This window comes from Amycolatopsis sp. NPDC003731 (assembly GCF_053586895.1).
The window spans coordinates 1-15731 of sequence record NZ_JBSFNC010000183.1 but is presented as its reverse complement, the minus strand read 5'-3'; the positions used below and the strand labels follow the sequence as shown (position 1 = coordinate 15731).

General features: G+C 72.2%; 9 protein-coding genes. 6 read left to right on the top strand and 3 right to left on the bottom strand.

Going from position 1 to position 15731, the window contains the following annotated elements:
• Positions 1-123 precede the first annotated feature (123 nt).
• Both ACWDN5_RS41625 and ACWDN5_RS41620 read right to left on the bottom strand, forming a co-directional pair.
• Positions 124-498: a peptidase inhibitor family I36 protein gene (locus ACWDN5_RS41625; protein WP_449680143.1), complete on the bottom strand. Its 375-nt coding sequence runs from the start codon at positions 496-498 to the stop codon at positions 124-126.
• A 172-nt stretch (positions 499-670) separates the two neighbouring features.
• On the bottom strand, positions 671-1729 hold the full coding sequence (locus tag ACWDN5_RS41620) for a LacI family DNA-binding transcriptional regulator (RefSeq protein ID WP_449680142.1): 1059 nt from the start codon (positions 1727-1729) through the stop codon (positions 671-673).
• A 59-nt stretch (positions 1730-1788) separates the two neighbouring features.
• On the opposite strand from ACWDN5_RS41620, the gene ACWDN5_RS41615 reads away from it, so the two are divergent.
• Positions 1789-2970 (top strand): MFS transporter, encoded by a 1182-nt coding sequence (locus tag ACWDN5_RS41615; RefSeq protein WP_449680141.1) that lies wholly within the window; start codon positions 1789-1791, stop codon positions 2968-2970.
• A 184-nt stretch (positions 2971-3154) separates the two neighbouring features.
• Positions 3155-4333 carry a sensor histidine kinase gene (locus ACWDN5_RS41610; RefSeq protein WP_449680144.1) on the top strand — a complete coding sequence of 393 codons (1179 nt, stop codon included), beginning with the start codon at positions 3155-3157 and terminating at the stop codon, positions 4331-4333.
• On the opposite strand, the gene ACWDN5_RS41605 is transcribed toward ACWDN5_RS41610, so the two are convergent.
• Positions 4307-4945 carry a histidine phosphatase family protein gene (locus ACWDN5_RS41605; protein WP_310972116.1) on the bottom strand — a complete coding sequence of 213 codons (639 nt, stop codon included), beginning with the start codon at positions 4943-4945 and terminating at the stop codon, positions 4307-4309. The genes ACWDN5_RS41610 and ACWDN5_RS41605 overlap by 27 nt on opposite strands.
• A gap of 56 nt (positions 4946-5001) precedes the next feature.
• Here ACWDN5_RS41605 and ACWDN5_RS41600 point away from each other — a divergent pair, with 56 nt between their 5' ends.
• The 4 genes from ACWDN5_RS41600 to ACWDN5_RS41585 all read left to right on the top strand — a co-directional run.
• Positions 5002-7020: a cytochrome c oxidase assembly protein gene (locus ACWDN5_RS41600; protein ID WP_310972117.1), complete on the top strand. Its 2019-nt coding sequence runs from the start codon at positions 5002-5004 to the stop codon at positions 7018-7020.
• A gap of 130 nt (positions 7021-7150) precedes the next feature.
• Positions 7151-8827: an energy-dependent translational throttle protein EttA gene (gene ettA / locus ACWDN5_RS41595; protein WP_449680140.1), complete on the top strand. Its 1677-nt coding sequence runs from the start codon at positions 7151-7153 to the stop codon at positions 8825-8827.
• A 16-nt stretch (positions 8828-8843) separates the two neighbouring features.
• Positions 8844-11606, top strand: coding sequence for a hypothetical protein (locus tag ACWDN5_RS41590; RefSeq protein WP_449680139.1), 2763 nt, complete (start codon positions 8844-8846; stop codon positions 11604-11606).
• A gap of 486 nt (positions 11607-12092) precedes the next feature.
• A partial coding sequence (locus tag ACWDN5_RS41585) for an NAD-glutamate dehydrogenase (protein WP_449680138.1) occupies positions 12093-15731 on the top strand: 3639 nt, incomplete at its 3' end.

The window sequence follows — 15731 nt, the reverse complement described above, 5'->3', positions numbered from 1 at the left end:
CTGCCGCAGGGGGCGCGCCCACGGGTGGGGCCGCTTCGGGGGAGCGGCCCCGGTCGGGCCCGGCCGCCGCCGCGAGCCGGCTCCCTCCTCGGAGCGGGCGGCTTTGCGAGGCCCGGGTCAGAGTTACTCCCAGATCTGGATGCCCCGGACCAGGAATGGCGCGTTCGGGACGTACGTGCCGCCACCCGGATAGGTGACGAAATCTCCTTCCGTCGAGCATTCCTCGTCCTGGTACACCGTGACGTCGCGGGTCATCAAATTCGCGAACGACGACCCGTCGAATCCTTCGGGCAGTGGCAGGCATTCCCCGGTATTGGCCGAGCGCAGGTCGAACCGCTGGATTTCGCCGGCGTAACCGTCGGACGGCCACAGGCAGAACTCGCCCTTGCGGCAGCCCGGGTCCGTGTCCGCGTGCGCGGCTCCGACGCTGGTCAGCAGCCCGACCATGGCCAGGGCCACGATGTGCGGCAGGCGGGAACGAAGACGACGTGAAGACATGGTGGATTTCCCCTCCGGAATCGCGGCCGGGCCGCGGTGAACGTGTGATTCCAGATTGGCGGGCGGGACTGGCTTTGTCAGCCCGGGATTTCGAATCTGTGGACAACCGCGCGGCGAGGGAAAGGTTGTCCACAGCCGAGAAAAACGGCCTTGCCGAACAACCGAGGCAGTGCTAAGCGGGTCCCGTGCTCCCGCGCACGACCAGCGAAACCGGTACCTCGACCGGCACCGGCGCAGGCGCCGAACCGTCCAGCAGCCCCAGCGCCAATTCCCCGGCGATCCGCCCCTTGGCCGCGAGGTCCTGCCGGACCGTGGTCAGCGGCGGCGACGACCACGACGCCGGCGGGCTGTCGTCGAAACCCGCGACCGACAGCTCACCCGGCACGCTGATCCCCAGCTCACGGGCCGCGGCCAGCACCGCCAGTGCCAGCTGGTCGGACATGCACAGCACCGCCGTCGGCCGCGGTGACGTCCCCAGCAGCGCGAACGCCCCCGCCATCGCGCTCTCCGCGCTGAGCCCGGCCGCCTCCTCGACGACGACCGGACACGACCCCACCTCGTCCAGGTAGCCGCCCAGCCGTTCCCGGACGTCGTGGAACGGCGCCGCCGAGGCCTCCGCCACGGTCAGCGCACCCCCGCCCGGCCGGAGGTGGCTGCACGCGGCGAAGATCCCGAACCGCCGGTGTCCCAGGTCCAGCAGGTGCCGCGCGGCCGCTGCCGCCCCGGCCCGGTCCGCGCAGCCGACCCGCGCCGTGCCGGGCAGCAGCGGCTGGTCGATCACCACGAGCGGCAACCCCCGCGTGCGCACCGCCTCCAGCGAAGGAGCCCCGTCGGGCAGCGAGTACACGATCGCGATGTCGGCCTGCGCGGTGAGCACGCGGTCGGCCGCCGGCCCGCCGAAAGCGCCGCCGGGCAGGAGCAGCAGCGCATGGCCGCCCGGGTCGATCACCCGCGCCAGCGCGTCCAGCGTCAGGTATAGCGCCGGGTCCGAAAACGCCATCGACAGCGATGTGTCCAGCAGGACCGCGATCGCGCCCGTGCGGCTGGTCGCGAGGCTGCGCGCGGTCGGGTCCGGACCGGGGTAGCCCAGCTCGGCCGCCACCCGCAGGACCTCGTCCCGCAGCCGGGCGGACAGCTGGTCCGGCCGGTTGTAGGCGTTCGAAACCGTCGCGCGCGAGACACCGACGGCGCCGGCGACGTCGTCGAGCGTGGGACGGCGCCGCCGGGTCATCCGCGCAGTCTAACCACTACGCGGTGGACTTTCTGAAGCGCTTAAGTCACGCTGAAGGCATGCGGGACCGGATCGCGGTGTTCACCGTCTTCGCCCTCAACGGGCTCGCGCTGGGGTCGTGGGCGTCGCGCACGCCCGCACTGACCGCGCAGGTGCACGCCTCACCCGGCGTCTTCGGCCTGGCCCTGCTCGGGGCCAGCGTCGGCATGCTCGCCGCCGCCTCGGTGTCCGGACGGCTGATCGAACGGGCCGGCGCCAGGGCGGTCGTCGCCGGGAGCACCGCGATGGCCGCCGGTTCGCTGGTGCTGATCGGGTTCGCCCCCACCGTCCCGCTGCTGGCCGGGGCGCTGCTGGTGATCGGCGCGAGCGTCGGGATGCTCGACGTCGCGATGAACGTCGCCGGCGTCGTGGTCGAACGTCGCCTGGGCAAGCCGGTGATGTCCGTCTTCCACGCGGGGTTCAGCTTCGGCGCGCTCGCCGGTTCGCTGGCCGCGGGTCTCGCCGCCGGTCACGGCTGGTCCCCGGCGCGCCACCTCAGCGTGGCCGCCGCCGTCGCGGTCCTGGTGCTGGCCCTGGTGATCCGCGACGTCCCGGGCATCCGCCCCCAGCACACCGAAGAACCCGTCGTCACGCCGGCGCGGGCGCCGATCCGCCGGCCGGTGCTGTGGCTGCTCGCCGCGGTCGCGCTGTGCTCGGCCATCGCCGAAGGGGCGTCGTCGGACTGGTCGGCGCTGCTGATGACGGTCGAGCGCGGCGTCGGCCAGGGCGCCGCCGCTCTCGCGTTCGCGGGGTTCCAGCTGGTCATGGCGCTGACCCGGCTGGCGGGCCCGTGGGCGCAACGCCGGTTCGGCCCGACGCGCTGCCTCGCCGCGGGCGCCACCCTCGCCGCCGCCGGGCTGCTCGCCGCGGCCCTGATCCCGGTCGCCGCCGTGGGGTACGCCGGGTTCGCGCTGGCCGGCGCGGGCCTCGCCGCGTCCTTCCCGATGGCCCTCAGCCTCGCCGGGGACGCCGGGAAACGCGGCGACGGCACCGGCGGTGAGCGCGAGATCGGCTTCGTCACCGCTGTCGCGTACACCGGCTTCCTGGGCGGGCCGCCGATCGTCGGCGGGATCGCGCAGGCGACCGACTACGACGTGGCGTTCGTGTTCGTCGCGCTCGTGGCGGCCTTGATCCTGCCCGCCGCGCTCTTCGCCCGCCGGTCGCGGCGGCGGGAAGAAGCGGAGGCGATGATCGGCCGGTAGCCGTTCCGGGCACTAAATCCGTGCCGGAACCGGCGTTTCCGCCACGCCCCGGGCGTTGACAGTCCGCTGGTGCGCGAGGCAAGCTGAACCCCGTCGGTAAACTGAAATGAATACGGCGACGTTTCAATTTCAGGTCGGCTGATCAAGGTAGGGGCCTTGATCCGGGGAGGACGTCGTGAGGGTTGTGCTGCTCGGCGGAGCGGGGGCGCTCGCCGGCGGAAGCGGGCGGTTCGGCGGGACCGGCCTGACGCTCGTGCGGGACGCCGTGCCGCGGCTCGTGCTGGTGCCGGTCGCGTTCCGGCTGGCCCTGTTCCTGCAGGCCGTCTGGTCCGGCGGTCCGCTGAGCGCGCCGGTGCTCTGGGTCGCGGTCGTCCTCTACCTGGTGCCGAACCTCCTGGAAGTGGGCTGGGTCTTCCGCCGCGCCACCGGGATCCGGCCGGTCCTGGCCGCCGATACCGCGTACACGCTCGTGACGAGCTTCGCCGCCGCGGTGTTCGCGGCCCATTCACCCGAGCTGCTGACCCTGGCCTGGCCGAACGTCATGGGCACGGTCATGGTCTGGACCCTGCTGCGCGGCGCGCCCGCCGGGGCCGTCGCCATCGTCGGTGCGCTGCTCCTGCGTTATGGCATGGCAGCGGTGTCGGGGACGTCGGCGCCTGCGACGTGGATCCTGCTCGCCCTGGTCGCGGCCGCGGTGACGGCGCTCGCCATCGTGCTGCTCGTCGCCGGGTCCATGCGCTTCGCCCTCGGGCTGGGCGAGCAGCGCGGCCGGGCCGCCGAGCGGGAACGGCACCGCCGCGACGTCCACGACACCGTCCTGCAGGTGATGGAGTCCCTCGCACTGCCCGCGCCGAGCGACGCGCTCGACCCGCGCGGCAGCCTCGACCAGGTCCGCCGCACCGCCCGCGCGCACGCCTTGCGCCTGCGGCTGAGCCTCGACGGCGACGCGCCCGCCGAGCCGGGCGGGCTCGAACACCGGCTCGGTGCGCTGGCGGTCGAGATGACGGCCGACGGCCTCCGCGTCGACCTCGTCGTGCTCGCGAAGCCCACCGACGTCCCCGAAGCCGTCGTCAACGCCCTTCACGACGCAACCCGCGAAGCACTGCGGAACACCTTGAAGCACGCGAGGACGGCGAAGGCCGTGGTGTGCCTCGAAGAGCGCGAAGGCGTCGTCACGGTGTCCGTCCGCGACCACGGCACCGGCTTCGACCTCGGCGCGCGCCGCGCCGGGTTCGGCATCGAGAACTCGATCCACGCGCGGATGGCCGAAATCGACGGCGGCGCGCGCATCGACTCGGCGCCCGGTCACGGCACCCGGGTCGTGCTGACCGCCCCGCTAAAGCTGGGTTTCCCCGTCGGGTGAGTCCCGCCACTGGGCGAACGGCCGGTCCAGCACCCACTTGCCATCGGACTCGGTGAGGACGCGGTATTCGCAGGTCGCGGGGTTGGACAGGGATTCGAACAATTCGATGCTCCAGCCGAAGAGCCGCCGGCACAGCAGCCGCAGCGTGAGCCCGTGGGAGACGATCAGCACCGTCTCCGGGTGACTTTCCTCGCGCAGGCGCAGGTCCGAGAGGAACGCCGCGACGCGGTCGTCGACGTCCGCGCCCGACTCGCCGAACGGCAGCCGGTAGAAGAAGTGCCCGAACTCGTGCCGCCGCGCCTTCTGGACCTCCTGGTCGGCCGGGTCCTGCAGGTTGCCCCAGTCCTGCTCGCGCAGCCGCGGCTCCTGCACCAGCCGCTCGCACGACGCCCGGATGTCCAGCAGCCGCAACGTCTCCCGGGTGCGCAGGTACGGACTGACGTACACCGCGGGCCGCGCGCCGTCGAGCAGGCGCGCGATCTCCGGCGCCACCGCGCGCGCCTCCTGCTCGCCCTTGGCGGTCAGCGGCAGGGCGTGGTCGGGGATCCGCGTGTAGGCGAGCTCGTCGACGTTGCCGAGCGACTCCGCGTGCCGCAGCAGGATCATCTTCACGGCTCCATCCTGCCCGTCACACGGGCCTGACCGGGCCGGGGCATACCCTCAGGGGCGTGTCCGCCACGAAATCCGACGTCCCCACCCAGCGCCGGGCCAGTGTGCTGCCCCTGCTGGTGGTCGGCGTCCTGCTGGCCGCCGTGGTCGCGATCGGCCTGATCGCGCTCACCGGCGGGGCCGGTTACGCGATCGCCGGCCTGCCCGACCCGGGCCTGGTCACCAAGTACGGCATCACCGTCATGCGTGTGCTGTCCGAATGCGCGTCGGTGATCTGCGTCGGGGCGCTGCTGCTGGCCGCCTTCCTGGTGCCGCCGCAGAAGTCCGGGACGCTCGGGCCGGAAGGCTACGGCGCCCTGCGCGCGGCGGGGATCGCCGCCTGGGTGTGGTTCGGCGCGGCCCTGCTCTCGGTCGCTTTCACCGCCGCCGACACCGCCGGGAAGCCGTTCGGCGACGTGCTGGATCCGCAGACGCTGCTCGACCTCGTCGGCGCCATCGAACAGCCGAAGGCGTGGCTGTGGACGGCGCTGATCGCCATCCTCATCGCGCTCGGCTGCCGGCTCGCGCTGTCGTGGGGCTGGACCGCCGTGCTGTTCTTCCTGGCCGTCGGCGGGCTGGTCCCGGTCGCCGTCACCGGGCACTCCGCCAGCGGCGGCTCGCACGACGTCGCCACCAACAGCCTGCTGTTCCACCTGGTCGCCGCGGCGCTGTGGGTCGGTGGCCTGATCGCCCTGCTGGCGCTGGGGTACCGGCGCGGGGACCACCTGAGCCTGGCCGCGCAGCGGTTCTCGAAGCTGGCCCTGGTCTGCTGGATCGTGATGGCGCTCTCCGGCGCGGTCAACGCGCTGGTCCGGATCGGCCTGAACGATCTGTTCACCACCGACTACGGCCTGCTCGTGGTGGCCAAGACGGTCGCGCTGCTGCTGCTTGGAGTGTTCGGGCACCAGCAGCGCGAAAAGGGGGTCGCGAACCTCGTCGACGGCAAGGGTGGCGCCCAGCTGCTGCGCCTGGCCTCGGTCGAGATCCTGATCATGTTCGTCACCATCGGGATCGCGTCCGGGCTGGCCAGGACGCCACCGCCGGCGGACGCGATCACCCAGCCGTCCACCACCGAGCTGCTGATCGGCTACGACCTCGACGGCGCGCCGACGGTGTGGCGGCTGCTCTTCGACACCCGCTTCGACCTGGTCTACGGCACCTTCGCGCTCGTCCTCGGCGGCCTCTACCTCGCCGGGGTGCGGCGGCTGCTGCGCCGCGGCGACACCTGGCCCGTCGGCCGCACCATCGCCTGGATCACCGGGTGCGTGGTGCTGCTGATCGCGACGTCGTCGGGCATCGGCCGGTACGCGCCCGCGATGTTCAGCGTCCACATGGGCAACCACATGCTGCTGTCGATGGTGGCGCCGGTGCTGTTCGTGCTCGGCGGGCCGGTGACGCTCGCGCTGCGCGCCCTGCCGGCCGCGGGCAAGGACGCCCCGCCGGGGCCGCGCGAGTGGCTCGTCGCCTTCGTCCATTCGCCGGTGTCGCGGTTCCTGACCCACCCGGTGGTGGCGCTGGTGCTGTTCGTCGGCTCGTTCTACGCGCTGTACTTCTCCGGCCTGTTCGACAACGCGCTGCAGTACCACTGGGCGCACCTGGCGATGAACGGGCACTTCCTGCTCGCCGGGTACGTCTTCTACTGGCCGGTGATCGGCGTCGACCCGTCGCCGCGGCGGATCCCGTACCTCGGCCGGCTCGGCATGATGTTCGCCGCGATGCCGTTCCACGCGTTCTTCGGCGTGATCCTGATGAGCAAGCAGACGGTCATCGGGCAGGCCTTCTACGGCCAGCTGCACCTGCCGTGGGTCACCGACCTGCTCGCCGACCAGCGGCTCGGCGGCGGCATCGCCTGGGCCGCCGGCGAGGTCCCGGTGCTCCTGGTGCTGATCGCGCTGCTGGTGCAGTGGTCGCGGCAGGACGAGCGGGAGGCGAAGCGGCGTGACCGGCGCGAAGCGGCAACGGGCGACGAAGAGCTGAACGCCTACAACGCGATGCTGAAGAACCTCGCCGAGGGCAAGCGACCCTCGGGTTCCAGTTGAGGTTGAGCCGCCGTCCGGGCGCCGGGAAAACGGCCGTTTTGCTACTCTCGCCGTGATCTCGGTCTGACTTTCGGTAGTCCGACGGTGACCGGCGTCGAGGCGCGATCGAGCGCGCTCTACGATCGTGGGTATGGCCGAGTTCATCTACACCATGAAGAAGGTGCGCAAGACCGTCGGGGACAAGGTCATCCTCGACGACGTCAGCACCGCGTTCTACCCCGGCGCCAAGATCGGCGTGGTCGGGCCGAACGGTGCCGGTAAGTCCACCGTTCTCAAGATCATGGCGGGGATCGAGCAGGCCAGCAACGGCGAAGCGTTCCTCCAGCCCGGCGCCTCGGTCGGCATCCTCATGCAGGAGCCGGAGCTCAACGAGGAGAAGACGGTCCGGCAGAACGTCGAGGAGGGCCTCGGCGAGGTCAAGGTCAAGCTGGACCGCTACAACGAGGTCCTCAAGCTGATGGAGACCGACTACAGCGAAGAGCTGCTCGAGGAGATGGGCAAGCTCCAGGAGGAGCTGGACCACGCCGACGCCTGGGAGCTCGACTCGACCGTCGAGCAGGCCATGGACGCGCTGCGCTGCCCGCCGCCGGACGAAGGCGTCACCCACCTCTCCGGTGGTGAGCGCCGCCGGGTCGCGCTGTGCAAGCTGCTGCTGTCGGCGCCGGACCTGCTGCTGCTCGACGAGCCCACCAACCACTTGGACGCCGAAAGTGTCCTGTGGCTGGAGCAGTTCCTGGCCCGCTACGCCGGCGCCGTCCTCGCCGTCACCCACGACCGGTACTTCCTCGACAACGTGGCCCAGTGGATCATGGAGCTGGACCGCGGCCGCGTCGTCGGCTACGAGGGCAACTACTCGACGTACCTGGAGAAGAAGCGCGAGCGCCTCGAGGTCCAGGGCAAGAAGGACGCGAAGCTCGCCAAGCGGCTGAAGTCCGAGCTCGAGTGGGTCCGGTCCAACGCGAAGGCGCGCCAGACGAAGTCGCGCTCGCGCCTCGACCGCTACGAGGAGATGGCGGCGGAGGCGGACAAGCACCGCAAGCTGGACTTCGAAGAGATCCAGATCCCGCCGGGCCCGCGCCTGGGCAACGTCGTGGTCGAGGTCGAGAAGCTGCAGAAGGGCTTCGACGGCCGGGTGCTCATCGACGGGCTGTCGTTCAACCTGCCGCGCAACGGCATCGTCGGCGTGATCGGCCCGAACGGCGTCGGCAAGACGACGCTGTTCAAGACCATCGTCGGGCTCGAGAAGCCGGACGGCGGCGACGTCAAGATCGGCGAGACGGTCAAGCTGTCCTATGTGGACCAGAACCGGGGCGGGATCGACCCGCAGAAGACGGTCTGGCAGGTCGTCTCCGACGAACTGGACTACATCCACGTCGGGCAGACCGAAATGCCGTCGCGGGCGTACGTCAGCGCGTTCGGCTTCAAGGGCCCGGACCAGCAGAAGCCGGCGGGCGTGCTCTCCGGTGGTGAGCGCAACCGGCTCAACCTGGCACTGACGCTCAAGCAGGGTGGGAACCTGATCCTGCTCGACGAGCCGACGAACGACCTGGACGTCGAGACGCTGGGCTCGCTGGAGAACGCGCTGGAGCAGTTCCCCGGCTGCGCGGTGGTGATTTCGCACGACCGGTGGTTCCTCGACCGGGTCGCGACGCACATCCTGGCCTGGGAAGGCACGGACGAAGACCCGGCCAAGTGGTTCTGGTTCGAGGGCAACTTCGAGGGGTACGAGAAGAACAAGGTCGAGCGCCTCGGCGCCGAGGCGGCGCGGCCGCACCGTGTCACCCATCGCAAGCTGACCCGCGACTGAGGGGGCGGGTTTCCCCGTGGAAGCCAGCAAACAGCACCGGACGGGCCCGTTCTCCCGAGTGGAGAGCGGGCGTTCCGTCAATGCCGGGGGAACCCTCTCCGCAGTCGGACGGCTGATCGAGCGGGCGGACGCCCTGCACCTGCGGGCGCCCGAACTCGCGCTCGTCCTCGGTGAGCGCGCGGCCGCGCTCGCCGAAGCCGCCAGCGCCGACGAGCAGTGGATCCGGGCCGAGAGCCTGGTCGTGTCCGCCCGCGTCCGGCTCGGGATGCGGCCGGCCACGGTCGGGCGCGCGGTCGCGGCGTTGCGCGCGGCCGAGCACGCGGGCTACGGCGACATCGCGGCGCGGCTGCGGATCGACCTCGCCGTCTGCGCCCGAAGCCTGGGCGTGCCGCTGACCGGCCTCGCCGCGTTGCGGCCGGTGCTGACGGATCCGGTGGTCTCGCCGGTGCACCGCGCGGCGGCGTTGTCGCACCTGGTGGGCTGCCTGGGTCAGCTCGGGCGCAAGCCGGAGCTGGACCGCGTGCTGGTGGAGGCGGACAAGCTCGTCGTCGGTGACGACTCGCTGGGGGCGGACACCCAGCTGCTGGTGCGCGCGCTGTTGCGGGTCGGCACGGCCGCCCACCGCCGGCGCCACGGCGATTTGACGGCGGCGGCGGACGCGGCCCGGACCGGCCTCGGGTTCTTGGAGAAGCTGGACAACCCGGCCGACGACGGCGGGCTGGTCCGCATCCGGCTGGTGTTGCTGCTGGTCAGCACGCTGCTCGACCGTGGCGACACCGAAATGGCGTACGAGATCGCGGAGCCGGTGCTGGCCGAGCCGGTGCGGGCGGCGGGCGTCGCGCCGATGGGCTGGCTGCGGCTGGCCGTCGCGACGCGGGTCCTTCTGCCCTCGGGAGCTGGCGAGGCGGCGATCGAGCTGGTGCGCGAAGCCGTGGCGAGCACGGACCGGCACGGGCTGTCGGCGATCACCGCCCGGTTGTGGCTGGAGCTGGCGCAGCTGCAGGAGCGGTTCGGGCAGGCGGAGGAGGCCATCGCGTGCCTGTACCGCTCGCGGGCGGCGGAGCAGCTGCACGCCCGGGCGCGGCGGCAGGCGTGCAGCGTGCTGGCCGGGGAGTTCGGCACTGGGGAGCCGGCTTCGGTCGATCTGGACGAGGTGTTGAAGGCGGTGCCGTCGCGGCCGGTCCCGGTCGTCGTCGCTGAGCAGCCGCCGGCCGTCGCCGCCGAGCCGGAGCCGCGCGCGCCGGCTTGGTCGTTCGGGCGGGAGGAAGCGCCGTCGCGGGCGCCGGCTTGGTCGTTCGAGCGACCGCGGGTGACGGCGGACACCGCGGAGACGACGCTGATGCCGGCGGTGCGGGACGAGCCGCCGGCCGCGCGTCGGCCGGAGCCGGTCGAGGTCCGGCGGGCTGAGGAACGGCCTGAGCGTGCCGAGCCGCGGCCTGGGGCTTTCGAGTCGCGGCCGGGGCGGGATGCGGCGCAGCGGCCGGGTGGGGACTCGGCGCCGGTCGCGGTTTCCCAGCAGCGGCCTGAGTCTTTTGAGTCCGGGCGGGATTCGGCGCCGGTCGAGCCGCGATCGGCCGAGCGCGGTCGGGCGTCGGCTGAGGTGCGGTCGCCTGAGCCGCGGTTGGCGGAGCGTGGTCGGGAGCCGGTCGAGGTGCGGTCGCCTGAGCCGCGGTCGCCTGAGCGTGGTCGGGCGTCGGCTGAGGTGCGGTCGCCTGAGCCGCGGTTGGCGGAGCGTGGTCGGGAGCCGGTCGAGGTGCGGTCGCCTGAGCCGCGGTTGGCGGAGCGTGGTCGGGAGCCGGCCGAGGTGCGGTCGCCTGAGCCGCGGTTGGCCGAACGTGGTCGGGAGCCGGCCGAGGTGCGGCCGCCTGAGCCGCGGTTGGCGGAGCGTGGTCGGGAGCCGGTCGAGGTGCGGTCGCCTGAGCCGCGGTCGCCTGAGCGCGGTCGGGCGTCGGCTGAGGTGCGGCCACCCGAGCCGCGGTTGGCCGAGCGCGGGCGGGAGCCGGACTTCCGGCCCGAGGCTGCCGAGCCGGTTATTCGTGCGGAGCCTGCCGCACAGGAGCCTGTCGAGACAGCCGCGCCCGCCGAAACCGGCAAGACCAAGTTCTCGTGGGCCGCGCTGGCCGAAGCTCGGCTGCGGGAGACCGCCGCCGAGCGGGAATCGGCGCCCACTCGCATCACGCCCGCTTTGCCGCTCGCGCCCGAGCCCGCCGCCGAGCGGGAGCCGTGGGCGTCGGAGGGGCGGCGGGAGGAGCCGCAGCCGTCGACGCGTCACGACGCCGAGCACGGCTCCGTGGCCGCGCGGTCCGTGCTCGACCGCCTGGGCATCTCCGCCTCGGGAGGCGCCGGGGGCCGACGCCGGGCGGAAGACGCCGACAGCCCGCGCGCCGAGGAACCGGCCCGTGAGCTCGCTCCGCCGCCGCGGCCGGAGGACGAACCGCCGTCCGTGCCGGACTACCGCGACGAAGCCGAGCCGTGGCTGCCGCGGCTGCGGATGCCGCCGTCGCTGGAGCCGATGGAGGATTTCGGACACTGGACGCCGGCGACGGCCCCGTTCCCGGAGAGCTACGCCCGCGCGATCGCGGAGGACGAGCCCCCGCCGGACGCGGGCCTGGCCGACCTGCTCGCCCGCGCCCTCGCCGAGCACCAGGCGGGCACGGCGAGCGCGGCGGCCTTGGTCAAGCAGCTCGGCTCCCAGGACACGAGCCGGCGCAACGGCCACGGCCGCAACGGTCACGGCGCCGAGGTCTCGGACTCCCGCGGCCACAGCTCACGCGACTGATCGGACGCTCGACCCGCGGGGGCGCCCCCCGTTTTCCACGCTACCGGAGACCACCGACAGTTTTGGTGCGCCGGTGAACCGCCGGGGAGGGTTCACCCCGCTCGGCGTCCAGTCGCCGAGACGTCCCGAACCGTCGCCGACCTGCCTCACCCGGTCCACAGTGGGATCCGTCGCACCCCGGCGTCGCCGACCGGCCGACAGCGTTCGCCGAACGGCCCCGCGCCCGATCAACTGAACCGATCACGTTGGCTCCGCGCCCGGTAACGGCCGGCCAGCACGGCTGGTCAGCGCCGCGCAGGAGCGCTGGAGACAACCCGTCAGTAGCTTGACCGATCCCGCGAATCCCGTGCCCCGGAAGGGTTTTTGCGCCTCCCGGAACCTCCGGGTCTTCATGTGATCCCGGATCGCGGCGCATTAGTGTGGGGTGGCCGGCTCAACGCCGAACCGGCACGGTGCCACCTCACGCAAACTGGAGAGTTGCCTCAAATGAGCTCGACCGGAGTCTCGTCCCTACCCGGAACCGGAGCCGAAACCGAACCCGAATTCGGCCAGCGCTCCCCGGCCAGCCCGGAGCAGATCAGGGACGACCTGATCGACGCCGCGGCCGGGCTGGCGCCGGAGATCGGGGAGCTCATCCGGCTGTACTACCGGCACATCCCGGCCGAAGAGATCGTCGGCGACGAGCCGGTCAACCTGGTCGGCGCCGTCCGCTCGCACCTGCAGCTGGCCAAGTCGCGGATGCCCGGCCGCCCGGCCGTGCGGCTGCTGAACCCGACCGTCGCCGAAGACGGGTGGGCGCGGGAAGCCACCGTCGTGCAGGTCGTCACCGACGACATGCCGTACCTGGTCGACTCCATCGCCGCGGAGTTCGCCCGCGACGGCGTGCAGGTGCAGCGCATTGTTCACCCGATCGTGGTGGTCAGCCGCGACCTCACCGGCGAGCTCCTCGAGGTCCACCCCGACGCCGACCCGGCCGAGCCGCCCGCGAACTCGGCCGCCGAGTCGTGGATGTACATCGAGATCGACTTCGTCACCGACCGCAACCGGGCCCGCGAACTCGACAACCGGCTCTCCAGCGTCCTGGGTGACGTCCGCGAGGTCGTCGAGGACGCCGAAAAGATGGCCCAGACCGCCTGCCAGCTGGCGAGCGAACTCGAAACGGACCCGCCGCGGCTGTCCGCCGACGAGGTCGCCGAGGGCGCCCGGCTGCTGCGCTGGCTGGCCGACGGCCACTTCACCTTCCTCGGCTACCGCCGCTACGAACTGATCGACAACCCGCACCCGGAGTCCGACGAGCCGGCCCTGCGCGCGGTCTTGGCGTCGGGCCTCGGCGTGCTGCGCCAGGACAGCCTCGCCGCCCGCGGCCTGACCGCCGGTCCGGACACCGCCGCCACCGCGCTCGCCCCGACGCTGCTGGTGCTGACCCAGGCGAGTGCGCCCTCGACCGTGCACCGGCCGGTCTACCCGTACTACGTCGGCGTCAAGACCTTCGACGCCGAGGGCAACGTCACCGGCGAACACCGCTTCCTCGGCATGTTCACCACGACCGCGCTGCACGAGAACGTCCTCGACATCCCCGTCGTCTGCAAGCGCGTGCGCGAGGTCATCCACCGCGCCGGCTTCCCGATCGAGTCGTTCTCCGGCCAGCGGATGCTCGAGATCCTGCAGAACTGGCCGCGTGCCGACCTGTTCTCCGCCGACACCGACTCGCTGTACTCGACGACGACCGGCGCGATCACCCTCTCCGACCGCCGCCGGCTGCGGCTGTTCCTGCGTCGCGACCCGTACGGCCGCTTCTACTCCTGCCTCGTCTACCTCCCGCGCGACCGCTACACCACCCGCTCCCGGCTGGCGATGCAGGAAGTCCTGCTCGAAGAGCTCGAAGGCACCCAGCTCGAATACAGCGCGCGGATCGGCGAGACCGTCCTGGCGCAGGTCCACTTCGTCGTCCACACCGACCCGGCGCGCCGGCTCGAGCCGGACACGCTCAAGATCCAGGACCGGCTGAACGACGCCGTCCGCACCTGGGACGACCGGATGGTCGAAGCGGTCCTCGACGAACGCCGGGAGCGCGCCGACGGCGGTGTCGCGGTCGGGATCGTCGGCGAGGAATCCGCCACCGAGCAGGGCCAGCGCTTCGCGATGGTCTTCCCCGAGGGCTACAAGGAGGACTTCACCGCCGAAGAGGCGCTCACCGACCTCCGCTCGCTGGACTCGCTCACCGACGAAGGCGACCTCGCGCTGTCCTTCTACCAGCCGGCCGACGCCGCGCCGGGCGAGCGGCGCTTCAAGCTCTACCTGCGCGGCGAGGGCGTCACGCTTTCGAAGGTGCTCCCGGTACTGCAGGCCATGGGCGTCGAGGTGGTCGACGAGCGGCCGTACGAACTGCACCGCGAGGACGGCGGCGCGTGCTGGATCTACGACTTCGGCCTCCGCGTCGACCAGAAGATGCTCGACGACTCCGACGAGCACGCCGTCGAGGAGCTGCGCGGCCGCTTCCAGGACGCTTTCGAGGCCGCGTGGCGCGGCGACGCCGAGGTCGACGGCCTCAACGGGCTCGTCCTGCGCGCCGGGCTCACCTGGCGCCAGGCCGCCGTGCTGCGCGCCTACTCGCGGTACCTGCGCCAGGCCGGCAGCGCGTTCTCCCAGGACTACATCCAGAACACGCTGCTGAACCACACCCAGATCGCGACCAAGCTCCTGCGGCTGTTCGAGGCGAGGTTCGACCCGCACCTGTCCGACGCCGACCGCGAGGCCGCCACCGAAGCGCTCGCGAGCGAACTGAACGCGATGATCGACGAGGTCACCAGCCTCGACGAGGACCGCATCCTGCGCCGCCTGATGGCCGTCATCCGGGCCACGCTGCGGACGAACTACCACGTCACCGGCGCCGACGGGACGCCCCGCGAGTACCTGTCGATCAAGCTCGACCCGGCCGGCGTGCCCGATCTGCCCGAGCCGCGGCCGAAGTTCGAGATCTTCGTGTACTCCCCGCGCGTCGAGGGCGTGCACCTGCGCTTCGGCGAGGTCGCGCGCGGTGGCCTGCGCTGGTCGGACCGCCGCGAGGACTTCCGCACCGAGATCCTCGGCCTGGTCAAGGCGCAGGCGGTGAAGAACGCGGTGATCGTGCCGGTCGGCGCGAAGGGCGGCTTCGTCGTCAAGCGCCCGCCGGCCCCGAGCGGCGACGCGAGCATCGACCGCGACGCCCAGCTCAACGAGGGCATCGCCTGCTACCGCATGTTCATCTCCGGCCTGCTCGACCTGACCGACAACCGCATCGAGGGCAAGACCGTCCCCGCGCCCGGTGTGGTCCGGCACGACGCCGACGACTCCTACCTGGTCGTCGCGGCCGACAAGGGCACCGCGAAGTTCTCCGACATCGCCAACGAAGTCTCGGGGCAGTACGGCTTCTGGCTCGGCGACGCGTTCGCCTCCGGCGGCTCGGTCGGCTACGACCACAAGGCCATGGGCATCACCGCGAAGGGTGCCTGGGAGAGCGTCAAGCGGCACTTCCGCGAGCTGGGCAAGGACACCCAGACCGAGGACTTCACCGTCGTCGGCATCGGCGACATGATGGGCGACGTCTTCGGCAACGGCATGCTGCTGTCCGAGCACATCCGCCTGGTCGCGGCGTTCAACCACATGCACGTCTTCCTCGACCCGGACCCCGACGCGGCGACGTCGTACGCCGAGCGCCGCCGGCTGTTCGACCTGCCGCGCAGCTCGTGGGACGACTACGACCGCTCGCTGATCAGCGAGGGCGGCGGGATCTACCCGCGCACGGCGAAGTCGATCCCGATCAGCCCCCAGGTCCGCGCGGCGCTCGGGCTCGAGGAGGGCGTCACCGCGCTGGCGCCGATGGACCTCATCCAGGCGATCCTCCTGGCGCCGGTCGAGCTGCTCTGGAACGGCGGCATCGGCACCTACGTCAAGGCGGAGAACGAAACCCACACCGCGGCGGGCGACAAGGCCAACGACGCCATCCGCGTCGACGGCAAGCAGCTGCGCGTCAAGGTGTTCGGCGAAGGCGCGGGGCGGGTACCGCTGGACCGCGGCGCGCCGACCGAATTCGACCCCGGCCGCAGCCGGCCGCGCGGCAGCTCGCCCGGGCTGCCCCCGGGACTC